The organism is Asticcacaulis sp. P2_B1, from assembly GCF_056404915.1.
In genome coordinates this window covers 42,756-65,335 of the sequence record NZ_JBFUDD010000012.1, presented here as the reverse complement: position 1 = coordinate 65,335, position 22,580 = coordinate 42,756, and the positions used below count along the sequence as shown (strand labels likewise).

The following is a 22,580-nucleotide window of genomic DNA, read 5'->3' as shown; positions in this document are numbered from 1 at the left end:
GCCGTTAACACATTACTGATTTTTTTGCCCGCTGGACGATATGGCGCGGCGATGGGGGCCACGCTATTCCTTGCTCATCCGCAGTGTATTGAGGCCACCATGTTGAAGCTGTTCAGAATGACCGTCGCGTCCTGGCGATTACCCGCCGGCTCAGGCTTCGAGCTCGCCATGGCGCTGACCTCGACGGCCCTAATCCCACCTGCGATCGCCACCACCAAGATCTAGCCGTAAAGCCCCCTGGACGGCTGGTCTTGCAATGACCCCTTCGGTTCCCCCACCGAAGGGGTCTTTTTTATTCCACCCAATTTTTCTTCAAAAAGCGCGCGGCCAGGTCGAGGAGCAGCGCAGCGACAACATAGAAGCTCAGGCCGTAGAGGAAGGCGTATATGGATCGAGCCGACGCGGTATTGCGGCTTCAGCAGGTCCGACAGCTTGCCGAAGGCATAGGTGCCCAGCGCAATACCGATCAGATTGTTGATCTGCAGGAACAGCGACGACATGACGCTGCGCGACGACGTAGGCGCCAGGTGCTGGACCGCCGTCAGGACCGGGCCCAGCCACACCAGGCCCAGCGCCTGCAGGACCAGGAACAGGAGAACCGCCTGATGGGGCGTTTGGCCATCACCCCCAGCATGTAGAGCGGCGCCGAGATCAGGAAGGCCACGGCTGGTATCACCGCATAGGCCGGCTTCCATTGCTGCCCGAAACGATCGGCGAGAAAACCGCCCAACGCCATGCCGATGACGCCGCCGACCAGCAACACCGTGGCGAACAGTTGCGAGCGGCTAACCAGATCCATTTTCAGCGAGCGCGCCAGGAAGGTCGGCATCCAGTACATGACGCCGTATCCGACCATGGATGAACAGGCCGACCCCAGCGACAGCAACTAGAAGGACAGCTTGGACGCCGCCAATTTGGCGACCGCTCACATGCTGAGCGTCGGCGCCGCAACGGCCGGCTCGACTTCTTTCTGCCCGCGCGGTGGATACTTGACCAGCAGCCGGAACACCGGCGCCAGGACCACGCCAACTCCACCGATGACCAGGAAGTGTGACGTGTTTCGACCACACAGACCTGCCGAAAATTGCGATAATAAACATTAATATATTGAAATAAAACATAAATATATTCGCAGTTCCAAAACTACGCGCTCCATCGAAATGGTCATGAAACTTTCGTGATCGCCTTTCCCAGCACGGCATTAAGCGCTAGAACCCGCAGTGCAATTTCACCGCACAGGAGAACTCCCCATGATCCGTACCGCAAAAGCCCATTGGGCCGGCAATGGCCAACAAGGCGAAGGCACGCTGACCACGCAAAGCCATGTGCTCGACAGCCAGCCTTACAGTTTCAAACTGCGCTTTGAAAACGCCGACGGCCAGGCCGGCACCAATCCGGAAGAGCTGATCGCCGCCGCCCACAGCGGTTGTTTCTCGATGGCCCTGGCCTTTGCCCTCGGCGGCGCCGGCTTTACCGCCACCAGTATCGATACCGAGGCGGCCGTCACCCTGTCGCCGGTCGAAGGCGGCTTTGCCATCAGCGGTATCGTCCTCAAGCTGACGGCCTCGATCCCCAATATCACCAAGGACCAGTTCGACCAGATCGCCGCCGGCGCCAAGGCGAATTGCCCGGTGTCCAAGGCCCTGTCGTCCGTGCCAATCACCCTGGAAGCCAACTTGGTCTAATTTAGTAGCTTAGATGCCTTTCTTTGTTCCTCCCCGCTTGCCGGGGCGGAGCGTCGCGAACGTATACGTTCGCAGCGACGGGACCGCGCCGCTCTTGCGGCGTGGTGGTGGGGCAGTTGTCGCTCGCCCGAGACTCCGCCGAAATTATTTTCCACGCCCTGTCGAAATCCGCCCCGCTCGCGCGTTATGGTGCCGAGCGGGTTTGCACCGTGCAAATTTAGCGCTCAGGCAGACAAGGAACCGTGTCATGAAATTTTCGCTGATCATCTATGAAACCCCCGAAGCCTTCGCCACGCGCAGCGATCCCATAGGCGCCGCCGACTATTGGGCAGCATGGCCCGCCTACACCCAGGCCCTGGTCGAGGCCGGCGCCATGGCCGGCGGGGCAGGCTTGCAGGCGCCGACGACCGCGACGACCATCCGTTTCGCCAAGGACGGCCAACAGGTCCAGGACGGCCCCTTTGCCGAAACCAAGGAACAGTTGGGCGGGATCTACATCATCGAAGTGCCGGATCTGGATGCGGCGATGAAGTGGGCGGCGCGCATGCCGCTGCAATATGGCGGCTCCGTCGAGGTGCGTCCCAATCTCGACATGAGCGCCAGCTGATGCATGTCACCCTGCTGATCTATCAGACAGCCGAGGACGTCGCCGACCGGACGCGCCGCGAAGCCGCCGCCGACTATTGGGCGGCATGGCCCGACTATATCGGCGCCCTGAAAGCGGCAGGCGTCTTCGTCGACGGTGCGGGGCTCGATCCCGTCGCCACAGCCAAGACCGTGCATCTCGACGATGGCATGGTGCAGGACGGCCCGTTCGCCGATACCCACGAGCAGTTGGGCGGCTATTTCCTCATCGACGTCCCGGATATGGCGACCGCCATTACCTGGGCGTCGCGCGCGCCCAAGGCGAAAGGCCGCAAGGTCGAGGTTCGGCCGAACCTCATACCCAAACAGTATGACCCCGGCGCTTGACCAAGCCACCCAGGCGGCCGTAACGCGGACCTTGCGGACCGCTTACGGCCGCCTGATCGCCTGGCTGTCGGCGCGCAGCCGCGATATCGCCGCTTGCGAGGATGCTCTGTCGCACGCTTTTGAAAGCGCACTCGAAACCTGGCCGCTCAAGGGTGTGCCCGACAAACCCGAAGCCTGGCTGCTCACCGCCGCGCGCAATCGTCTCAAGGACGGCTACCGCCGCGACAAGGTCCGCGCCGAAGCCATCCCGACCCTGGTAACCCTGATGGATGAAGCCCAAGCGCGTGATACGCCTTTCCCCGATGAACGCGTGAAACTGATGTTCGTCTGCGCCCACCCGGCGATCGACGAAACCCTGCGTACGCCGCTGATGTTGCAGACGGTTCTGGGCGTGCCGTCCGACCGCATCGCCTCGGCCTTCCTGGTCAAGCCGGCGACCATGGCCCAGCGCCTCAGCCGCGCCAAGGGCAAGATCCGCGACGCAGGCATCGCTTTCGAAGTGCCGGAGGCGCCCGAATGGCCGGCGCGCCTGCCGCCGCTGCTGGCCGCCATCTATGCCGCCTATGGCCTGGGCTGGGGCGACTTTGCCGGCGACGCGGGCGAGGGCACTCTGTCCGGCGAGGCGCTGGAACTGGCGACGGTCTTGGCGGCGCTGGTGCCGTTGACGCCGGAGTTGAACGGCCTGCTGGCCTTGATGCTGTATTGCGAAGCGCGTAAACCGGCGCGTTTCCGCGACGGCCATTACATAGCCCTGTCGGAACAGGACACGACCTTGTGGGTCTGGCCGATGATCATGCGGGCCAATGCCTTGTTGAACGCCGCCGAGCCGTTACGCGACTTCGGCCGCTACCAGCTCGAAGCCGCCATCCAGTCGGTCCATATCCGCCGCGCCCTAACCGGCCGCACCGACTGGGCCGAGATCGTCATCCTTTACGAAGGCCTGCTGCGCTACGCGCCATCGCTGGCATCGCAGACTGGTTACGCTGCCGCCCTGACCGAAGCCGGCAGGCCCCACGATGGTCTGTTGGTTCTGGACGCCATGGACGCGTCCCGCATGTCCGACTACCAACCGTTCTGGGCCGTTCGTGCCCATATTCTCGCCTGCCTTGGCGACAAGGACCTGGCCCACGCCGTCTACGACCGAGCCATCGGCCTCAGCCGCCACAACGCCCAGCGCGATTTCCTGCGTGCCAAGCAAGCCATGCTCTGACGCGAACGGCGCCATTCGGAGTAGCCATGGCCTTGTTTCGAGAAACCCGGCACTCCGAATGGTGGGTGACCGACAATTTGTGGTCATTGGATACCTTATTTCCTGATTGCGCAAAGTGGTAATATAATACGTCCGCCAATCAACCGCTCGCCATTCGGAGTGCGGGTTTTGCCGTGAATAAGCCAGGACTACTCCGAATGGCGCCGGATGGCCTAATCCACGTCGCACGCCGGGCTTTTCAACGTCCCCGACCACAGGCGGTAATCCGATTTCCGTCCCGGCTTATCCAACCTCGACACGATTCCCATATCCGTTAAGCCATCGAAACAGCGCCCCAAATCCGACTGATGATCCAACCCCACCACGATCAACGCCTTCTGCCCGACGATCTCAGCCGTCCAGTCGTAACGCGTCCGTTCCGCCATACCGACGACATGAGCACCCGGCAGATGGTAGCTCAGTTCGCCCTCAGTGTCGTAATCGGTGGTGGCGATCCAGCCGGCGCCGGCATGGGCGCTCCGAATGGCGATATCCCGGCTCAGCCGATCCCAGCCCTGACCCAGCCCCGCGGCGCCCGGCAGAGGCACCCAGCCGCTCAAGGCCAGAACAAAAAGTACAACCATGCTGATCCCGATACCGAACGGCGCCGCCCACGCCTTGGCGCGCAGGATCTTGCCCTCGGTGATACCTTCCGCCACCACGGCGCCTAGTAAAACTAGGCCGGGATAAACCGGCGCCGGCCAATTGCCCTGGATACGGTCGTGGAAAACATGAACCACCAGATAGGCCACCAACGGCAAGGGCAGGGCGGCCAGCAATTTCAGTCGGCTGTCGCCATTCTGAAACGCCGCCAACATCCCGATCACCACAAAAACGAAGATCAGCACATTGACCAACAGCGGCTGGGCGATGATCAGCTCAACGAAATACCGAACGGTGAAATGACTTGCACCGATACGGCCGAACTGCTTGGCGACCGTAATCCAACCGTGGTCGAGGTTCCACAAAATATTGGGCAGCATCAACAGGACAGCCACCAAGGCCCCCAGCCACGGCCAGGGCGTCACCAACCAGCGCCGCGCCGGCTTGTCCATGACGAACCATACCAATACGCCCAGACCCAGGAACAGATTGGTATATTTGGCTTCGACACCCAACCCCGCGAACGCGCCGAAAACCAGCCACCACCACGCCTTGCCCGATGCCGTCAGCCGGCACAGCGCCCACAGCCCGCCAGCCAACATCAAGACGGACGGCGGGTCGGGCGTAGCGACGACGCTGCCGATACTGAGCAACAGACAGGCATTGAGCCACAGCAGTGTCCGCTTCGCCACCGCCTCATTGAACAACGCCCGGGCAGCATCCCACATCAACCATGACAGGACGACGAAGCTCAACACAAACGGCAGCCGCACCGCCAAAGGCGAATGCCCGAACACCGAGGTGCTGACCATGATCCACCACGCCACCATGGGCGGATGGTCGTAATAGCCGAGCGCCGGATGCTGCGCCCACAGCCAATAATAGCTCTCATCCGGCGACAACGGCCCGCACGCCGCCGCGACCAGGCGCAGCACCATCAAGGCGGTCAAAAGCGGCAGATAGGGGATGGCTTTCAGCTTGGCGATCATGCCCTTACATGACCGGTTTCGCTGTTTTAGACAACCGCCGGCTTCCAGGGTATCATAACGGACGAGCCGCCTAAGGCAGGATCGCTGACACGCGCCCCATCACCGCCGGCATGACCGGCAAGACGTTGCACCCATTGCGCATTGCCGAGCGTGAAATCGTACCATCCCTGACTGCCCGTCAGATCGAGCACCAGGCTTTGCGTGCCGTGCGCCGCCACGGTTACCGTCTGCGGTGCGGCGCCATAAGCCTGATCCGTCCAGGTCAAAGTCAGCTCAGCATCGCCAATGTTCTCGATCGCCACGGTCGCATATTCCATCCGCACCACGGCGTCCGTCCGACCCGTATACAGGCGATGGAAACCGCCGGAAGCAAGGACCAGTGTAGCCGGGCCTTGCGCCTCGTCACTTCCGACATGGAGGATCTTGTGGCTGAGCTTGCCAGCTGGCTTAACCGTATAGCGAAAAGGCGCGGTTCCAGATGTGTAAATGTGGAAGACCACGGCCACATCATGGCTGCGGTTCTCAAGATCGATGTACTGGCTATTCCCGTCAAAGCGGGTTGTCGCCGCCAGATCATACGGCAATGGCCTTACCGGTCTTTGCCCCTTGTCCTGCACCGGTATTTCGATCTGGTCCGGCGTCGGCGGCGTGGTCGTTCCGCCCAGAGCATGCGCCCGGTCAGCCAAGGCCTTGGTCGCTGGCAGATGCTGGAAGAAGTCCTCGCGATTCGGATTGGCGAAATCAAAACAGCTCGTCAAATCGCCGCACACCGCCCGCCGCCAGGCCGAGATATTCGGCTCTTCGACACCGAACCGCGCCTCCAAAAACCGAATAACCGAGGTATGGTCGAAGACCTGCGAATTAACGTAACCGCCCTTGCTCCACGGCGAGATGGCGTATAGCGGTACGCGCGGCCCCAGGCCATAGGGCCGGCCGATATAGTCGCCCTTGCCGACCGTATGGTATTCGCCGGTGGTGTCGACCTGACTTTCACCCAGGACAAGCGGCCCCAGGCTCGATGGCGGTGCCGGCGGCGGCACATGGTCGAAAAAGCCATCGTTCTCATCGAAATTGACGATAAACACCGTCTTGGCCCACACCTCGGGATTGGCCGTCAAGGCATCGAGAACGCGCGACGTATAGTCCGCGCCCTGGGCCGGGCTCGACGGGCCGGGATGCTCGGAATCGATATCGGGCGCCACCACCCACGACACCTGCGGCAAGGTCCCAGCCAGAACATCGGCCTTCAGCAAGTCGAGATCGCGCGTGCGCAAGCCCCGCTTGGCGAGGTCCGCCAACGGGCCGTCCTTGGCCTTGTCGGCCATGCGGAACAGCTTGAATCCGACCAGCGGGTTATCATCGAAATTGTCGTGTTCTTTCTGATAGCACTGCCAACTGACGCCGGCCGCCGACAATCGTTCGGGATAGGTCGTCCAGGTATAGCCGCCATGGCCTTCGGGGTCGGCGCCGATCGTATCATATTGGTTGGTGATGACCGGACCGTGATGGGCGCCCGACGGGTCATTGGTGCCGGTCCAATGGAAGATGCGGTTGGGGTCGGTGCCGGCATGGATCGAACAATGATAGGCGTCGCAAATCGTAAAGGCTTCGGCCAGAGCGAACTGGAACGGAATATCGTCGCGGGTAAAATAGCCCAGGCTGTGATTGTGCTTGGCGTCGGCCCAATTGTCCATGCGGCCGTTGTTCCACGCCGCCTGGGCATCCGGGAAGGTGTGCGGCGTGCCGGTCACGCGCATATGCTCGAAATGCTGGGTGGTATTCAGCTTGAACGGCGCCAGCATGCGCTTGGCATTATGCTCGTCGGGCTGCGACCACACCGTGCCGTTGACGGTCGGGATCGGGAAGCGATCGCCAAACCCGCGCACGCCGCTTAAAGTCCCGAAATAATGGTCGAACGAACGGTTCTCCTGCATCAGGATGACGACGTGCTCGACGTCCATGACCGTACCGGTGGTGACCTTGGCCGGCATATCTAGCGCCCGCGCGATCGAGGCCGGCAGCCCGCCCAGGGCGGCGGCCAGCGCTCCGGAGAGCATGAAGTTGCGACGATTGATCTTTGACATGGTGTGATCCCCTCAAGCGCCCGGCCTATTTACGTTCATCCGGGGTCTTAGAGCAAGGACGTGACACGAAAATGACGCACCCAATATTGATCCTTTATCGTCGCGACGCCACATGTCGGCGAAACCAAAAGGACCTCCCATGCCTGCCTTGTTTACGCCGATCCAACTGCGCGACCTGACCCTGAAAAACCGCATCATCGTCTCGCCCATGTGCCAATATTCGGCCGAAGAGGGCCGCGCGACCGACTGGCACATGATTCACCTCGGCCACCTGGCTCTTTCCGGCGCCGGCATGCTGTGCCTCGAAGCCACATCAGTCGAGCCCGAAGGCCGCATCACGCCCGGCGACCTAGGCCTGTGGGACTATGCCACCGAAGCCGCTTTGGTGCCGGTCCTGGCGGCGATCCGTCAATATTCCGATATCCCGGTGACCGTGCAACTGGCCCATGCCGGGCGCAAGGCATCGTGCCACCTGCCCTGGAAAGGGGGCGAACAGATTTCACTCGCCATGGGCGGATGGACGCCGTCGGCGCCGTCGCCCGTTTCGTTCAAGCCGGACCAGACCGTACCGCACGCCTTGGACGACGATGGCCTGACGCGCGTGCGCGACGCCTTTGCCGCCGCCGCCAAACGCGCCGACAAACTGGGCATCGACGGCATCGAAGTCCACGCCGCCCACGGCTATTTGCTGCATCAATTCCTCTCGCCGCTCAGCAATCAACGCACCGATGCCTATGGCGGCTCGCTCGACAACCGCATGCGTTTTCCACTCGAAGTCTTCGACGCTGTGCGTGCGGTGTTTCCGGCCAACAAACCGGTCGGTATCCGCGTTTCAGCCAGCGATTGGGTCGAAGGCGGCTGGGATCTCGATCAAACCATTGCCTTCGCCCAGGCTCTGAAGGCGCGTGGTGTCGACTGGATCGACGCCACGTCGGGCGGCATCTCGACGGCGCAAAAGATACCGTCCGGCCCGAACTACCAGGTGCCGTTCGCCGAGGCCATCAAGGCGGCGACCGGCGTCCCGACCATGGCGGTCGGCCTGATCACCGATCCGCACCAGGCTGAAGACATTCTCACTTCAGGCAGGGCCGACATGGTCGCCATGGCGCGGGCCATGCTCTACGATCCGCGCTGGCCGTGGCACGCCGCCGCCGAACTGGGCGCCGAGGTCGACGCCCCGCCGCAATACTGGCGCTCGGCCCCGCATGGTCACAAGGGCTTGTTCGGTCCCAACGCTGTGGCTTAACCGCGCAACCCCGCCACGGCCTTTTCAATCCGCCGCGTCCGCGTCTCCGCCGTCTTGGCCTCTTCGATCGCCCGAACATGTTCCTTGCGATGGCTATAGGCCAATTTATCGAAAGCCGTCTTCACACCCGCCGCATCCAAAGCCGCGGCGAAATCCTCCGGCACCTGGACTGTACGCGGCGCGGCATCGAGCACGATGTCGACCTCGATAGCGTCGCCGCCTTTCAAACCCGAAGCGGCCCGGTGCTCGGCGCTCAAACCCACCATATATTTGCCGCCCATGACGGCGATTGTGTTGCGATAGCTGTAGCCGTTGACCGTCACGACCACCGGCGGCTTCTTGCCGGCGCCAAGGCTTTCCACCACCTCCGCCGGCACAACAATCCCGGTCACCGACCGGCCTTCGGGTTGCAAGAGGGTGGTGTGAAACTTCATGCCAACGACTCCAATCGCTTGAACAAGCGCCTGTAATGCGCGACGGCCGGGCTTCCCAGCCCGAGTCGCGCCATCACCGCGCACGGCACGATATAGCACCAATAGCTGTTCAGCCAAATCGCGGCGGCATCGCCGCGCTCGTTGATGCCGGCGACCAGGCGCGGTGCTTCGTTATAATAACGCACACTCAAGGCGCGGCCGCTCTCGGTCCGTCGCAACGGCCCGTCGCGGAAAGCGCGCAAGGTTTGCAATTCCCAGCAATCGTCGCTCAGGCCCAATGTCCCCACCGCCGCTGTGGTGAAGAAGCAATCCGAACCGTCGTTCAGCTTGCAGTCGTCGAGACCCTCGATCGCCCCGGTCTCTGCGTCGAGCACGAGGTCCGATGCCGCCAGAACCTCGCGGTCCTTGGCAGCGATCAATTCGGCATAATTGACCCTGCTGGCGTCGAAGTCGAAGACAGCTATCAGGTCCTGGCCGACATAGATGGCGACTTCGAACAATCCGCCCAGGACTTCGGACGTGGTCGGAGTCCAAAAGCCGACGATATTGTAGGTTTTGCCGTCGCTGCCGACATTGAAAGTCCCTGACGTGCAAGCGGTTTTCGCCGACTTGGTGACCAGCACGACGGTGACGGCGGTCAGCTTGGTTTCGCTAACCAGATACATCGAAAAGCGGCCAGCGAACCCGGACAGGGTCGGCGAGGTGATGGTGAATTGCGGGGCGTCGAAGGATACCCCGTCGCTGATATCGCCCAAGGTGCCGCCACTGCTGTAGCCGTCGGCATATTGCGCCTTGGTGGGCGCCAGATCGACGGAACTGCTGTCATTGTCGGCAAAGGGTGTCAGCCGGCCATCGACCAACTCGTAAAGGCGTCTGTAGTTGACATTATAGCCATCCTTGGTCGCCTGGAGCAGGGCTTCGCAGACGATTTGTGGTGGGCCGGCCGGTTCCGCGGTCTGCGCCCATACCGAGCTCGGCAGGCCGAACAGGCCGAGCAACCCCAGAAAACGGCGGCGCGAATTGGTCATGGCGGATCTCCCCGTAAGCACGCGGCACTATGGGGCCAAACGCCGTTATGTCATGTGAAAAAAGCTGTTAGGCTACGCTCACTTGGTCACGCGGTTCCACGGCATGACCGCCATGACCCGGGCCAGTCCGCAAAACCCCGTCGCACCGGCTATGGTCAGGCCGGTGCCGAAAACAGCGGCCAGCAAGACGAAACCGGGATGAACCAGCAGGGCCAGGGCACTACTCAGCAGCAGGCCGAGCCCGATCGTCAGTTGAACCTGGCGATCGAGTGGCAGGCCGGGCGCCCGCCCGGGCGGCGTGATGGTGGCGAAGCCCGCGTCGCGCCAGGCCGTGATGCCGCCCTCGAGGTTATATAGCTCTGCCTCCGGTCGCTCGGTGGCCAATTTCTGGCACGCCGCCATGCCTCTACCGCCCTTGAGGCAGTGAATGATAACCGGGCGCTGACCGGCCTCGGGTACGGTGGCCGGGCTGACCTGGCCCAGCGGCACGGAGCGCCCGCCGGAGATATATTCCGTGGCATATTCCGCCGGTTCGCGCACATCGATCAGAATAGCCTCATTGTGCGCCAACCACTGCTTCGCGGTGGCCGCATCCACGATCTTAATCGCCATTGCGATTGTCCTTTATATTAGAAAAGCATAATATGTACTGCGCCGATCAGMCGGCGCAGTACATGAGGTAGAGTGTCGCAAGTATGGCTTCTATGCGCGGATCGCCGATGCGGTAAAAGACCATCTGGCCCTGCTTTTCGGTGGCGACCAGGCCTTGCTCGCGCATTTTCGCCAGGTGCTGCGACAGGGCGCTTTGCGACAGGCCGACCAGATCTATCAACTGATTCACCGACTTGGTGCCCTTGACCAGGTTGCACAGGATCAGCAGGCGGTGCCGGTTGGCGAGCAGTTTGAGCATGGCCTCGGCCTCGGCGGCGTGACGGGCCATGACGTCGAGTGGGAGCGGGGCGGGGCCGGGCTGCGGCAATTTTTCTGAACTGTCCATCTTGCATATATATTAGATACTACTAATTTATGCAAGGGCGACCGACGCCGCAAACACATATATCGAGACCCATATCATGAGCAAATCCTATCCCGACATCACCGCGCGCATCTCCGCCAACCTGAAAGGCCTGCGCAAGGGCATTCCCGACACTATGCAGGCCTTTTCGGCCCTGGCCCAGGCGGCCAGCCGCGACGGTGCGCTCGACAAGAAGACCAAGGAGCTGATCGCCCTGGCCATCGGCGTCGCCACGCGATGTGACGGCTGTATCGGCTTTCATGGCGAGGCCCTGGTTCGCCTCGGGGCTTCGCGCGCCGAGGTCGAGGAGGCGCTGGGCATGGCCGTCTATATGGGCGGCGGCCCGTCCCTGATGTATGCTGCAGATGCCCTGATGGCCTTCGAGCAGTTTAGCGAAAAACGGGTCGCACCAGCAGCCTGAATCAGTGTGGCCTGAATCAGAGCGGCCTGAATCAGAGCGGCCTGAATCAGAGCGGCCTGAATCAGAGCGGCCTGAATCAGAAAGGCCCCGGTGTGCCAACACCGGAGCCTTCAATTATGCGATATTGAGCCGTCTACTTCCCGGCGATTTGCACCAAACCAGGCGCCGACTTGACCAAGGCCTTGTCGCTACCCGAGGCCGTCAACTGGCCCTTGGCGTCGTCCCAGGTCAGGGTGGTGACCGCCGTCCCCTTGCCCTTTTCGTAATCATAGGTCACGCCGTCGTCGTCATAGACATTGAACGTGCCATTGGCGCCCGGATAGACCTTGATCGCCGCAATCGCCTGCTTCGTCGCCGTCGACTGGATGTCGGCGCCGATCGGCACCACGGAACCGGCGCGGACGAAGACCGGGATCTGATCGATCGGGGCCGCCACCTTGATCCATTGCCCGCCGGCGGTCTTTTCATTGGTCCAGAAATTGTACCAGTCGGCCCCGGCCGGCAGGTAGACGTCCTTTTGCACCTGGGCCTGCTCGGTCACCGGCGCCACCAGGAAGGCATCGCCCAGCATATATTCGGTGCCGAGATTTTTGACGTTCGGATCGTTGGGGAAGTCCATCCACAGCGGGCGCATGAACGGTGCGCCCGTGTCATAGGTCGCCTTGGCCTGGCCATAGAGATAGGGGATCAGCTGGTAACGCAGGCGGTCATACTTGGCCAGGATGGCTTCGGCCTCGTGCCCGAAAGCCCAGATCTCGGTGTGCTTGCGGTCGCCATGGATGCGCAGGGTCGGCAGGAAGGTGCCGTATTCGAACCAGCGCGTGAACAACTCGGGATAATCGTTGTTCTGGCCAACGACGTCGCGGGCGTCCGACGGATCGAGCAAAGGCGGCTTGGTGGCGTTGGTCGTCTGCGGCAGCCATTGCCAGCCGCCGATATCGTTGCCCCAATAAGCGATGCCCGACGCCGTCATGTTGAGCCCCGTCGGGATCTGCCGCGTCAGGGCTTCCCAACTGGGGTTGATATCCGACGACCAGAAGAGGGCGCCGGTGCGCTGCGAACCCAAATAGGCCGCCCGCGCCAGGATTAGGCCGCGTTTGTTCGGCTGCCAGGCCCGCATGCCCTGTTCGACACCCTCGACGTGGAGCAGCGGGAAGACGTTATGATAACGGTCGCCGGAACCGATCGAATAGAAGAAGCCGTCCGGCACGAGATCCGGCTCGGTCTCGTCCAGCCACGGATAATCGAAACCGTGGCTGAGGATATTGTCGCGCGCGTGCTCCCAATACCATTTGCGGGCATCGGGATTGGTGGCGTCGATCAGGGCGCCGGTGCGGTCCGAGCGGAACGGCAGGCCGTCGACCGTCTTGCCGTCCTTGTCCTTGAGGAAATAACCCTTGGCGTCGAGTTCGTTATAATAACGGCCCGAGGTCTCGTAACGCGGCCAGATCGAGATGACCGACTGCATGCCCATGTCGTGCAACTGCTTGTTCATGGCGTCGGGATCTGGGAACTGCGCCGGATCGATGTCCATCTGCCCCATACGCGTCCAGTAGAACCAGTCGACGACCATGATATCGAGCGGATATTTCTTCTGGCGATAGGTGTTGGCCACCCGCAGGACCTCGTCCTGGCTCTCGTAGCGCGCCTTGGACTGGATCAAACCGAACGCCGCCTTGGGCGGGATCGGCGTCTTGCCGGTCAGACGAGCATAGCCGCCGTAGATTTCCTCGGGCGTATCACCGGTGATGATGAAGAACGAGACGCGCTCGCCGACATTGGACTGGAACGCCGTGCGGCCGTTGACCGCGGCGACGAAGCGCGTATCCGACGGATTGTCCCATACGATGCCATAGCCCTTGGACGACACCATGAACGGCACGCACACCGTTTCGCCGGCCGGAGCGTCGTACCAATGCTTGCAGTCGATGACGCGGCCGCGCAGGTCGAGAATGCCTTCCTGGTTCTGGCCCATGCCGTAATAATGCTCGTCCGCCGGGGCGGCGAAGGTGGCGCCGACCTGATAGGTCTGCTCGCCATTGACCTCATGTGGCGCCATTTCCCAACCGTTCATGGTGAGGACCAGGTCGCCCTTGGCGTTCTTGACCTGGAGCCCGACGGGGGCGAGGGACGGGGCGAAATATTTCTCGCCCTGGCTCGGCGTATGCGGCGGCGGCGCGGCATTGACATGAAGGCTCAACGCGCCCGACGTAAAGGTGTCGCCATTGCTGTCGCTGGTCTGTTTGAAAGCGCCGTTGTCGGCATGGTCGCCCAAGATGCCGTAGCCGGCCGGCGCCAGGACCAGGTCCTTGTCGGCGGCGATGGTGACGTGGATGACATTGGGGCCATAGGCCTCGACGCTGACCCAGGCGCCGTTACGGTCGAGCGTGCTGATCGGCGCCGCCTGCGCCCCCACAGCCATAATTGCCAAGGCGGAAACAAAGCCCGCCAAAAGTCCCTTGCGCATGAACGCCTCCCAGAGTCCCGATGATGTACCGACAGCATGATAGCGCTATCATTTTGATGACAGGGCTAAGGCGTGCTTGGCCCTTCGTCAAGCCTAAAGCGCGTGCCTGGTGTTATTTATCATACCACGACGACGTCGCGAACATCGTTCTCAGCCAGCGGCTACCCCATGAAACCCATATCGGCGGTGGCGAAATTGCCGATCCGCGGCAGGACCGTGGTCATCTGACTGTCCGGAACCCCGAACCAGCGGGCCAGGGTGGCTCCCATCTGATCGACCGAGGTTGTCGGCAGTAAGCGCCCCTGGCCGATCTGGTCGTCGCTGGTCACGGACACATGCGGCGCCGTACCGTAAAACTGCCCGCCCTTGACCGCGCCGCCGACGATGAAATGGTGACCGCCCCAGCCGTGATCGGAGCCGTCGCCGTTGGACTCCAGGGTGCGGCCGAAGTCCGACGCCGTAAAGGCCGTGACATTGTTGGACACGCCCATTTCCACGGTGGCGTTGTAAAAGGCGGTCATCGCCTCATTGACCTTGCTCATCAGGGCCGGATGGTCGCGCATCAGATTGTCGTGCTGATCGAAACCGCCCAGGCCGACGAAGAAGACCTGGCGCTTCATCCCCAGGGTGTTGCGCGCGCCGATCAACCGCGCCACGATCTTGAGCTGGTCGGCCAAAGGATTGGTGACACCGCTGGGATTGAAATTGGTGCTCAGGCTGACACCGCCGAGCGCCGTATTGACCGTATCGCACATGGTCATCGAACGCTGAGCGATATTGCTGTAATCGTCTTCCAGGTAGCGGCCGCTTTGTTGCGCCAGCAGGGTCTTCAACGCCGCCTGGGTGGCATTGGTGCCGAAATAGCGGTTGGTAATGCCGCTGATCGGGATCGCACCGGTGGTGTCGATCTGATAGGGCACGGCATTACGCCCCGAAACGAAGACCGCCGTGCCGCCCGCCGAAATGCAGGTCAGGCCGGCATTGCCGTTATTGGCCATGGCCAGGTCGGCCATCTTTCCGCCCCATCCGGCCGTCGCGCCTTCGATCGCCATGGACTGCCAGAAGGACTGCTGGTCGTTGTGCGAGAACAGCTGCGCCGGCACGGGATAGGCGCCGCGATTGCCGCCGTCATACTGGGCGCGTGTCAGGGGGACGACCAGCGGTCCGACATTCAGTTGCACCGCCATCTTGCCGGCATTGAACAGGCTCTTGAGCCCGGTCAGTTGCGGCGCCAGGGCATATTGAATGTCGTCGGTCAGAGTTTGGCCGTTGCCAGGCGTCAGCGCGGTCGCGGTCAGGGCGCTGCGGCCCAGCGCGATCCCGCCCTGGGTCCGGTTGGCGCCACCGCCGCGGATGGCGCTGTACAGGTCGTAATTGGTTGTATCGTACGGGATCAGGGTATTGGACTGGTCGTTGCCGAAATAGAGGAAGACGCAGACCAGGGCCTTATAGTCGGTGGCCTCAAAGGCGGCGGCTTCGCTGGCGCCGATCAGGTTCATGGCCAGGGGCGCCGCGGCGCCCAGCGCGGTCAATTGGGCGGCGCGATTGAGAAAGGTGCGGCGGTTGAGATCTTTGAGACGGCTGATGTACATGAGACGCGTACCTTACTTTTGAACGAGATAGTCGGGGGAGGCCATCACCATGAAGATGGCCGATTTCAGCGTGTCGAGGCGCTTGGCGTTGTCACTTTTCGCCGTCACCGGATAGACATCCAGGGCGTTGCGCACCGTGGCGATCGTCGTCGCCGACAATTGCCCGGCGGCGAAGTGCAGGTTGAGCCAGTCGACCAGGGCGGCGTCGTCCGTGACGATCGACAACAGGCTGTTATAGTCCGGAACCACGTCCTTCAAGCCTTTTGAAATAAAGGACATGAGGAAGTTGAGATAGCCGGCGACAGTGCTTTCGGTGACCACGCCGAATTCGGGCGCTGCCAAACCGGCGTCCGCCATGTGCGAATTGGCCGGGACAAAACCCGGGCGAAAGAAGTTGAACACCGACGGCGCCCGCAACGGACTTTCGCCCATGCCCCAAACGCCCTTGGTCAGGTCGTAAAACGCCCAGGCGCCGTTGGTCGAGCTGAACGGCACGGTGCGGGCCAATTGTACGATGCGTACGGTCGGCTCGCGCAACTTGCCGCCGGTCGCGGCCGTGACGGGCGTACGCGCCTCCAGATCGCAGAAGATCGCCGTCCACACCGCCTGCAGGTCGCCGCGCACACCGGAACCGTTATTGTTAAAGGCGGCGGCGACGCGGCCAACATAGGCGGCGCTGGGGTTGGAGGTCACCAGGCGCTGGATCATCTGACGCGCGAAAAAGGGGCCGACATTCTTGTGGCTGAAAATGATATCCAGCGCCTGTTTGAGCGCCCCCGCGCCGCTGGTGCCGGCCGGCACGGTCGTGCCCAGGAAGGTCGCCGCCAGGGTCGAGTGCTTCGACGCCGTCAGCACCAGCGGCAGGCGGCAGAAGTCGCGCGTCGGCACATTATAGGTCTGGGTCGACGTCACGAACGGCGTCCACACTGCCGGCGCATAGTCGTAACCGGTGAAGACGCGGGCCAGGTTGCTAATGTCGGACTGGCTATAGGTCGGGATCGGGGAGCCATAGGCGTCGGTCGCCAGGGTGCCGTCGGTGTTCAGTTCGTTGAGCCCGATGGTGAACAGTTGCAGGATTTCACGGGCATAGTTTTCATCTGGCTGACGGCCGTTGCCGTCTTCCTTCATATTGCCCTTGGTGTTGAGAAAACGCCCCACGGCCGGGTTGAGCGTCACGGCTTCCAGCAGGTCGCGGAAATTGCCGAAGGCATAGGTGTTGAGCATGTCCCAGTAGGCGGCCATGAGATAAGATGGCCAGTAACCGTCAAAACCGTTGGCGGACACCACGAAATATTCCGACAGCGCCAGGGCAATGCGCTTGCGCATGGCGTCGCTCGACGTGATGAGTTGTTTCCACACCATCGAGTCGGTGGCGCTGACCGAGAAGAATTTGAGATTGCTGTCGATGACGTTGAAACCCGCCGAATCCAGCCAATCCCAGCCTGTCTGGCTGATCGCCGAACTATATTGCATTTGCAGCCAACCGGTCATGCCGGCGTCCTGCAGAACGGCAATCTCAGACTGGGTCGCCGAAAACTGCGCCTGCAGCAGGAAACGCGCGGCCTCTTCATTGCTCAGGACGCCTGACGACGCCTTGGTCGCCATCGTTGTCCCGGACGAGGCGGATGAGGTCGTGGTCGCCGTGTCGCTGCCGCCGCAGGCCTCGAGACCGATCGCCATCAGGCCGGAAGCGGCCGTAAATGGCAGGAGACGTCTTCGCGACAGGGCCTGAGGGGCCGTGCTGGAAGCCGTATCGGCGGGGGCGTCATCGCTCCCCGAAGATGATGGTGATGGTGGCTCGCTGTCGGCGTTCAACGCCAATAAAGTCTTCGCCCGCTTAGCCACGCCCCGGAATAGATTCATCATATGTACTATACGCCTTACTCGTCACTGAAGGTCCCACGCCCTTTGATATTTTGAATGTATTAAACCCGAAAAAAGGAAGAGCATGAGCGCCGCGTTAACCATGTCAGCCGCCCGACAGGCGGCGCAACGCAGGTCATTAACCACACCGATATTTCAGTGGGTTGACAGGATTGCTTATTTTCGCCGGAATGGGGAAGGGTTAACCATGGCTTTGTGGCCAAAAGGCGCCAAATACCGTTCGGCAGGACAAAAAAATAAAAAAGGTGAAAGTTTTTCTGCCGAATTTATAAAGAAGTCATGAGCGCGAAAGTCTCAGTCGAGATGCAGTTCCAGCTTCGATTCATTGATCCGCTTCAGCTCGATGGCGCGGTCTTTCAGGACGCCGATCGCCTGCCACAGGCGTGAGATCTCGTCGCCCTTGGCATTATCCGCCGGAATGGCGGTGTCATAAGCGCCTTCGGAGATGCGGATGACCGACTGGCTGATGCGCTTCAGGGGATTGGCGATCGAGCCGATGGCGATCCATAGCGAGGCCAGCAGCAGCAGAATCGTCCCGGACCCGGCAACCGCGAAAAATTCGACGGCACGCTGAGCCTGGTAGGTTTTCAGGTCGGCCTGGCGCTGTTTCATCTGGCCCTGGATATGCAGCACGGTCGTCTCGAGCTGCGCCTGGAAGGTTTCGCGCCCGGCAATGCTGTCGGGGTTCATGCCGAAGGCCTGCGCCGCCGGAATGCCCTGGGTGCGTGCAATTTCCATGACCCGTCGGCCGAAGGCATCGACCGAATTGGCGCCGCCGTTCATATAATCGAACTCGGGGACCTCGCCGGGCTTCAGCTCGGCCTTCCACTCGGCCATCATGGCCTGGGTCGTGTCGATGAAGCCGTTAAGCCGGTTGAAACGCTTGTCCAGTTCTTCCGGTGTCTTGCTGACATAGATGTTGCGCATCTCGATGATCGAATTGGCGATCAACAGGTTCAGGCGCTCGGCGCGGAAAGCGTTATTCGATGCTCGGGTATAGCCTTCGATGACGCGATGATAATCGGACATGGTGGCTAGGCCCATGGCCGTGATGGCCGCGGCCATCAGCGCGAAGGCGGCGACTAGCGAGAGGATTTTGGCTTTGATCGACATGGGACACAGACAGGTAAGCTGATGAAACCGGACATCGATCCTAGCAAAAACAGTTTAACAATCTGTCCTTGTGGTGGTTGTCTCGCTCGCACTATCCGATGCCAACGGCGATAGAGAGGGACCATCGATGCAAAATGCCTCCTGCCAGTCCGCTGTAGTGACAGAAAGCCTTATTGCAGCAGAGTGTCGATGATAAAATGCTCGTCTTTTTATGGTATCGATATCAAAAGTTCTTGCATTGACCGCAATAATGTCGGACAAATGGGGCCTATAAAAAACGGCCTCGCTAAAGCGGCCGCCCCGGGAAACGCCAAATGAAAGCCGTCTCGCTCATCTTATCAGCCGCTTTTGCGGTCTCGGCCCTGATCGCACCGGCCGGCGCGGCGGAAGCGCCCAAGCCGCTCTATCGCGACCCCGTATTCGACGGCGCCGCCGACGTTTCGATCATCTATGATCGCGGTGCCGGCCAATGGAAGATGTTTTACACCAATCGCCGCGCAACCCTGCGGCTTCCGGATCACGACGACGTCGCCTGGGTGCACGGCACAGCCATCGGTATCGCCACGTCGCCGGACGGCGTCAGCTGGACCTATCAGGGCACGGCGACCTTTCCCACGGCCTGCACCGACGTCACGTCGTGGGCGCCGGAACTCTATTACGAGCACGGGACCTATCACATGTGGCTCACTGTGGTGCCCGGCATATTCCATCGTTGGGGCCAGCCCGGAAGCCAGGCGAAAATCGTTCACCTGACCAGCCCGGACCTGGCGAACTGGAGCTGTAGCGATACGCCCGATCTCAGTACGGCAACGACCATCGACGCCAGCGTTCTCAAGCTGAAACACGGCTATCGCCTGTGGTACAAGGACGAGGGCCTGAACAGCCGCATTATGGCGGCCGACAGTCCTGACCTGAAGGCGTGGAAAAAGGTCGGCGACCAGCCGGTGGCGCAAACCCGGGGCGAGGGACCCAAGGCCTTCCGCCTCAAAGGCCACTATTGGCTCATCGCCGACGCCTGGAAGGGACTTATGGTCCTGAAATCCGACGACGCCCTGCACTGGACGCAGCAGGACGACTTTATCCTGTCGCAACCGGGTATAAAGGCAACGGACAAAAGCATCGGCCAGCACCCCGACGTAGTCGTGAATGGCGGGCGGGCCTTCATCTATTATTTCGTCCACCAGGGCCATGAAACGGAGGCGCTCAGCGATCCGTACTGGAACCAACGCACCGTCATCCAGGTTGCCGAACTGAAATACCGGCACGGCAAACTCACGGTCGACCGCGATGCTGGCCTTTCCTTTCGGCTAAAGCCACCAGCTGATCATGACATCCGCCCCGCCGACACCCATTGAAGCCACCCACAGTCGCAGGACGCCTGCAATGCTAAGCCGCCGAACCCTCCTTGCCACAGCACCCGCCCTGGCCGTCGCCCTGGCTGAGGGGCTTCGACCGGATAATGCTCCGGCACAAATTCCGGACCTGCCGGCGGGCAATCGAAGTCTCCTCGACGACGGTTGGAAATTCGCGTTCGGTCATCTCAACAACATCCATCGCGATTTCGAATTCGGCGCGAATCTGCGGACATTCGCCAAGCAAGGTCCGGACAGCAGTCCCGCCGCTCGTTTGCAATTTGACGATTCAGGCTGGCGGACACTCAACTTGCCGCATGACTGGGCGGTCGAATTGCCTTTCGATCCTCATCCGGACGGCGCCATCGACACCCCCGACAAGGGCGGCTTCATATGGTCGGAAGCGGCCGGGCACGGTTTCAAGCCCATCGGCCGGAATTATCCGGAAACCAGCGTGGGCTGGTATCGCCGAATGATCGACATCGCTCCCGCGGACAAGGGCAAACGCATACGTATAGATTTCGACGGCGTGTTCCGCAGTACGACCGTCATGATCAACGGCTATATCGTAAAAGAGCATAGCGGCGGTTATGTTCCGTTCTCTGTCGATGTCACGGATTTTCTCAACACGGATGACCAGCCGAATGTCCTGACCGTACGGGTCGATGCCAGCCTCGGCGAAGGATGGTTCTATGAGGGCGCCGGTATTTATCGCCATGTCTGGATGGTCAAGCACGATCCGGTTCATATGGCGAAAGATGGATTGTGCATTCGCGCCCGTGCCGACGGAACGGTGGACCTTGTCGCGACGGTGCGGAACGATTCCTCCGAGTTGCAACATGTAACAGTCGATTTTTGGACGGACCCTGGCCCGCCCCCCGGAGACGCGTCGGTTGCCGCCATCCTCGATCCCCACTCGCAAAAAGAGATATCCCTGTCGTCCACGATATCGTCTCCGCGTCTGTGGTCGCTCGACGACCCGTTTTGCTACGTCTTGACCGCGCGTCTCCGCGATATCGGTGGCCGGGAATTGGATGTCGCCCGGTCGAGATTCGGATTTCGCGACATCCGCTTCGACCCGGAGGAAGGATTTTTCCTCAACAACGCCCCGGTTAAGATCAAGGGCACATGCAATCATCAGGACCACGCCGGAATCGGCGTCGCTGTACCGGACGCCATCTGGTCCTACCGGCTTCAGTGCCAGAAAGACATGGGCTGTAACGCCATCCGGACCGCGCACCACCCGGCGGCGCCCGAACTGCTGGACGCCTGCGACCGGATGGGCATGCTCGTCCTTGAGGAAACCCGCATGATGAGCGCGTCGGAGGCAGGTCTCGACGAGCTTGCGACCATGGTCGTGCGCGACAGAAACCACCCGAGCATCATCCTCTGGTCTGTCGGAAACGAAGAGCCCCAGCAGGGAACCCCGCGCGGGGCCAGGATCGTCCAGACCATGAAGGACCTTGTGCGGACGCTTGACCCTACCCGTGGGATAACCGCCGGCATGGACAAACGCCAGGGCGAAGGCATTACACAGGTCCTCGACGTCATGGGCTTCAATTACAGTGACGACAAGATTGACGATTTCCACGCCAGGTTCCCGAAAATGCCGATCATCGGCAGCGAGACCTCATCCGAACTCGCTACTCGTGGGGAATATATAAAGGATCCGATCAAGCATCTCGTGCCGGCTTACGACAATCAGGTGCCGTGGAACAATACGGCTGAAGGGTGGTGGTCGCACTTCAATTCCAAGTCCTATATCGCAGGCGGATTTTTTTGGACGGGCTTCGACTATCGCGGCGAGGCCACCCCGTGGCAGGCGTGGCCAAGTGTGTCATCGCACTTCGGCGTTCTGGATACCTGTGGCTTTCCGAAAGATACCTATTATTACTACAAGGCCTGGTGGTGGCCTGAGCCCCTGTTGCATCTTTTCCCGCACTGGAATTGGGAGCCAGGTTCGACGGTCAATGTGTGGGCGCATTCGAACTGCGATTCCGTCGAATTGTTCGTCAATGGCAAGTCCGCCGGGCGGAAAACCATGGTGAAAGACCGTCATGTCGAATGGGACGTGCCCTATGTTCCGGGCAAGATCGAAGCCTTTGGATACAGGGCCGACAAGGTGATCCTGAAATCCGTGCGCGAGACGGCCGGGCCCGCGGCGCGGATCGTCTTGACCTCCGACCGGGACGCCCTGGCTGCCGATGGGCGGACCGTCCCCAGGGCCGCCAATCTGATCGTGTTCCGAGTCAATGACCTGGCGTCTGTCATCGGGGTGGGCAATGGAAACCCGAATTGCACCGAGCCCGACAAGGCATGGCAACGCTCAGCCTATAACGGCCTGGCGTGCGCCATTGTCCAAATGGGCCGGAACCCCGGCAATGTCACGATTGTCGCCACCGCAGACGGGCTTGCGCCCGGGAAGGTCAATTTGAGTATTGCGTAG

Annotated in this window: 21 protein-coding genes; 9 read left to right on the top strand and 12 right to left on the bottom strand. The window is 61.3% G+C overall.

Annotation, left to right across the window (positions count from 1 at the left end; genetic code table 11):
* Positions 1–221: 221 nt before the first annotated feature.
* Together AC1DX3_RS19620 and AC1DX3_RS19615 are read right to left on the bottom strand one after the other, a co-directional pair.
* The gene (locus AC1DX3_RS19620; RefSeq protein ID WP_476991028.1) at positions 222–563 is read right to left on the bottom strand and encodes a hypothetical protein; all 342 of its coding nucleotides are present in this window, start codon (positions 561–563) and stop codon (positions 222–224) included.
* On the bottom strand, positions 542–838 hold the full coding sequence (locus AC1DX3_RS19615; RefSeq protein WP_476991027.1) for a hypothetical protein: 297 nt from the start codon (positions 836–838) through the stop codon (positions 542–544). Before AC1DX3_RS19615 ends, AC1DX3_RS19620 begins: the two co-directional genes overlap by 22 nt.
* A gap of 412 nt (positions 839–1,250) precedes the next feature.
* Between AC1DX3_RS19615 and AC1DX3_RS19610 the strand changes: the two genes are divergently transcribed.
* The 4 genes from AC1DX3_RS19610 to AC1DX3_RS19595 all read left to right on the top strand — a co-directional run bounded on the left by AC1DX3_RS19610 (position 1,251) and on the right by AC1DX3_RS19595 (position 3,867).
* Positions 1,251–1,685: an OsmC family protein gene (locus AC1DX3_RS19610; protein WP_476991026.1), complete on the top strand. Its 435-nt coding sequence runs from the start codon at positions 1,251–1,253 to the stop codon at positions 1,683–1,685.
* A gap of 247 nt (positions 1,686–1,932) precedes the next feature.
* Complete coding sequence (locus AC1DX3_RS19605; protein ID WP_476991025.1) at positions 1,933–2,292, top strand: YciI family protein; 360 nt, start codon at positions 1,933–1,935, stop codon at positions 2,290–2,292.
* Positions 2,292–2,657, top strand: a complete 366-nt coding sequence (locus AC1DX3_RS19600) for a YciI family protein (RefSeq protein WP_476991024.1) — start codon at positions 2,292–2,294, stop codon at positions 2,655–2,657. Before AC1DX3_RS19605 ends, AC1DX3_RS19600 begins: the two co-directional genes overlap by 1 nt.
* Positions 2,641–3,867: an RNA polymerase sigma factor gene (locus AC1DX3_RS19595; protein WP_476991023.1), complete on the top strand. Its 1,227-nt coding sequence runs from the start codon at positions 2,641–2,643 to the stop codon at positions 3,865–3,867. The genes AC1DX3_RS19600 and AC1DX3_RS19595 overlap by 17 nt, the downstream gene beginning before the upstream one ends.
* Positions 3,868–4,079: 212 nt before the next feature.
* Here the strand turns inward: AC1DX3_RS19595 and AC1DX3_RS19590 are convergent, their stop codons facing one another.
* Both AC1DX3_RS19590 and AC1DX3_RS19585 read right to left on the bottom strand, forming a co-directional pair.
* A complete protein-coding gene (locus AC1DX3_RS19590) occupies positions 4,080–5,498 on the bottom strand; it encodes an ArnT family glycosyltransferase (RefSeq protein WP_476991022.1) in 1,419 nt (472 codons plus the stop codon).
* Positions 5,499–5,524: 26 nt separating this feature from the next.
* Positions 5,525–7,582, bottom strand: a complete 2,058-nt coding sequence (locus AC1DX3_RS19585) for a phosphocholine-specific phospholipase C (RefSeq protein ID WP_476991021.1) — start codon at positions 7,580–7,582, stop codon at positions 5,525–5,527.
* A 139-nt stretch (positions 7,583–7,721) separates the two neighbouring features.
* Here AC1DX3_RS19585 and AC1DX3_RS19580 point away from each other — a divergent pair, with 139 nt between their 5' ends.
* On the top strand, positions 7,722–8,828 hold the full coding sequence (locus tag AC1DX3_RS19580; protein ID WP_476991020.1) for an NADH:flavin oxidoreductase/NADH oxidase: 1,107 nt from the start codon (positions 7,722–7,724) through the stop codon (positions 8,826–8,828).
* Here AC1DX3_RS19580 and AC1DX3_RS19575 read toward each other — a convergent pair.
* From AC1DX3_RS19575 to AC1DX3_RS19560, 4 genes are all read right to left on the bottom strand, one after another.
* Entirely contained in the window at positions 8,825–9,262 is a 438-nt protein-coding gene (locus tag AC1DX3_RS19575) for a YdeI/OmpD-associated family protein (RefSeq protein ID WP_476991019.1), read from the bottom strand. The two genes, AC1DX3_RS19580 and AC1DX3_RS19575, sit on opposite strands and share 4 nt — an antisense overlap.
* Entirely contained in the window at positions 9,259–10,290 is a 1,032-nt protein-coding gene (locus tag AC1DX3_RS19570) for a CFI-box-CTERM domain-containing protein (RefSeq protein WP_476991018.1), read from the bottom strand. The genes AC1DX3_RS19575 and AC1DX3_RS19570 overlap by 4 nt, the downstream gene beginning before the upstream one ends.
* A gap of 78 nt (positions 10,291–10,368) precedes the next feature.
* A complete protein-coding gene (locus AC1DX3_RS19565) occupies positions 10,369–10,902 on the bottom strand; it encodes a rhodanese-like domain-containing protein (protein WP_476991017.1) in 534 nt (177 codons plus the stop codon).
* Between the two features lie 46 nt (positions 10,903–10,948).
* The gene (locus AC1DX3_RS19560) at positions 10,949–11,287 is read right to left on the bottom strand and encodes an ArsR/SmtB family transcription factor (RefSeq protein ID WP_476991016.1); all 339 of its coding nucleotides are present in this window, start codon (positions 11,285–11,287) and stop codon (positions 10,949–10,951) included.
* A gap of 76 nt (positions 11,288–11,363) precedes the next feature.
* Here AC1DX3_RS19560 and AC1DX3_RS19555 point away from each other — a divergent pair, with 76 nt between their 5' ends.
* Entirely contained in the window at positions 11,364–11,726 is a 363-nt protein-coding gene (locus tag AC1DX3_RS19555; RefSeq protein ID WP_476991015.1) for a carboxymuconolactone decarboxylase family protein, read from the top strand.
* A 133-nt stretch (positions 11,727–11,859) separates the two neighbouring features.
* Here the strand turns inward: AC1DX3_RS19555 and AC1DX3_RS19550 are convergent, their stop codons facing one another.
* The 3 genes from AC1DX3_RS19550 to AC1DX3_RS19540 all read right to left on the bottom strand — a co-directional run bounded on the left by AC1DX3_RS19550 (position 11,860) and on the right by AC1DX3_RS19540 (position 17,606).
* Positions 11,860–14,193: a glycoside hydrolase family 31 protein gene (locus AC1DX3_RS19550; RefSeq protein ID WP_476991014.1), complete on the bottom strand. Its 2,334-nt coding sequence runs from the start codon at positions 14,191–14,193 to the stop codon at positions 11,860–11,862.
* A gap of 161 nt (positions 14,194–14,354) precedes the next feature.
* Complete coding sequence (locus AC1DX3_RS19545; protein WP_476991013.1) at positions 14,355–15,785, bottom strand: DUF1501 domain-containing protein; 1,431 nt, start codon at positions 15,783–15,785, stop codon at positions 14,355–14,357.
* A gap of 12 nt (positions 15,786–15,797) precedes the next feature.
* Entirely contained in the window at positions 15,798–17,606 is a 1,809-nt protein-coding gene (locus AC1DX3_RS19540; RefSeq protein WP_476991012.1) for a DUF1800 domain-containing protein, read from the bottom strand.
* Positions 17,607–17,733: 127 nt separating this feature from the next.
* On the opposite strand from AC1DX3_RS19540, the gene AC1DX3_RS19535 reads away from it, so the two are divergent.
* Positions 17,734–17,952 (top strand): hypothetical protein, encoded by a 219-nt coding sequence (locus tag AC1DX3_RS19535; protein WP_476991011.1) that lies wholly within the window; start codon positions 17,734–17,736, stop codon positions 17,950–17,952.
* 11 nt (positions 17,953–17,963) lie between these two features.
* Here the strand turns inward: AC1DX3_RS19535 and AC1DX3_RS19530 are convergent, their stop codons facing one another.
* Positions 17,964–18,782, bottom strand: a complete 819-nt coding sequence (locus tag AC1DX3_RS19530) for a hypothetical protein (protein ID WP_476991010.1) — start codon at positions 18,780–18,782, stop codon at positions 17,964–17,966.
* A 314-nt stretch (positions 18,783–19,096) separates the two neighbouring features.
* Here AC1DX3_RS19530 and AC1DX3_RS19525 point away from each other — a divergent pair, with 314 nt between their 5' ends.
* Positions 19,097–20,137, top strand: coding sequence for a glycoside hydrolase family 43 (locus AC1DX3_RS19525; protein ID WP_476991009.1), 1,041 nt, complete (start codon positions 19,097–19,099; stop codon positions 20,135–20,137).
* Positions 20,138–20,165: 28 nt separating this feature from the next.
* Complete coding sequence (gene galA / locus AC1DX3_RS19520) at positions 20,166–22,580, top strand: beta-galactosidase GalA (RefSeq protein ID WP_476991008.1); 2,415 nt, start codon at positions 20,166–20,168, stop codon at positions 22,578–22,580.

Coding starts and splice junctions, on each gene's coding strand:
- AC1DX3_RS19600 (WP_476991024.1), top strand. CDS start 2,292: ATGCATGTCACCCTGCTGATCTATCAGACAGCCGAGGACGTCGCCGAC.
- galA (WP_476991008.1), top strand. CDS start 20,166: ATGCTAAGCCGCCGAACCCTCCTTGCCACAGCACCCGCCCTGGCCGTC.
- AC1DX3_RS19565 (WP_476991017.1), bottom strand. CDS start 10,902: ATGGCGATTAAGATCGTGGATGCGGCCACCGCGAAGCAGTGGTTGGCG.
- AC1DX3_RS19585 (WP_476991021.1), bottom strand. CDS start 7,582: ATGTCAAAGATCAATCGTCGCAACTTCATGCTCTCCGGAGCGCTGGCC.
- AC1DX3_RS19535 (WP_476991011.1), top strand. CDS start 17,734: ATGAGCGCCGCGTTAACCATGTCAGCCGCCCGACAGGCGGCGCAACGC.
- AC1DX3_RS19570 (WP_476991018.1), bottom strand. CDS start 10,290: ATGACCAATTCGCGCCGCCGTTTTCTGGGGTTGCTCGGCCTGTTCGGC.
- AC1DX3_RS19580 (WP_476991020.1), top strand. CDS start 7,722: ATGCCTGCCTTGTTTACGCCGATCCAACTGCGCGACCTGACCCTGAAA.
- AC1DX3_RS19525 (WP_476991009.1), top strand. CDS start 19,097: ATGAAAGCCGTCTCGCTCATCTTATCAGCCGCTTTTGCGGTCTCGGCC.
- AC1DX3_RS19575 (WP_476991019.1), bottom strand. CDS start 9,262: ATGAAGTTTCACACCACCCTCTTGCAACCCGAAGGCCGGTCGGTGACC.
- AC1DX3_RS19615 (WP_476991027.1), bottom strand. CDS start 838: ATGTACTGGATGCCGACCTTCCTGGCGCGCTCGCTGAAAATGGATCTG.
- AC1DX3_RS19610 (WP_476991026.1), top strand. CDS start 1,251: ATGATCCGTACCGCAAAAGCCCATTGGGCCGGCAATGGCCAACAAGGC.
- AC1DX3_RS19550 (WP_476991014.1), bottom strand. CDS start 14,193: ATGCGCAAGGGACTTTTGGCGGGCTTTGTTTCCGCCTTGGCAATTATG.
- AC1DX3_RS19590 (WP_476991022.1), bottom strand. CDS start 5,498: ATGATCGCCAAGCTGAAAGCCATCCCCTATCTGCCGCTTTTGACCGCC.
- AC1DX3_RS19530 (WP_476991010.1), bottom strand. CDS start 18,782: ATGTCGATCAAAGCCAAAATCCTCTCGCTAGTCGCCGCCTTCGCGCTG.
- AC1DX3_RS19545 (WP_476991013.1), bottom strand. CDS start 15,785: ATGTACATCAGCCGTCTCAAAGATCTCAACCGCCGCACCTTTCTCAAT.
- AC1DX3_RS19595 (WP_476991023.1), top strand. CDS start 2,641: ATGACCCCGGCGCTTGACCAAGCCACCCAGGCGGCCGTAACGCGGACC.
- AC1DX3_RS19605 (WP_476991025.1), top strand. CDS start 1,933: ATGAAATTTTCGCTGATCATCTATGAAACCCCCGAAGCCTTCGCCACG.
- AC1DX3_RS19555 (WP_476991015.1), top strand. CDS start 11,364: ATGAGCAAATCCTATCCCGACATCACCGCGCGCATCTCCGCCAACCTG.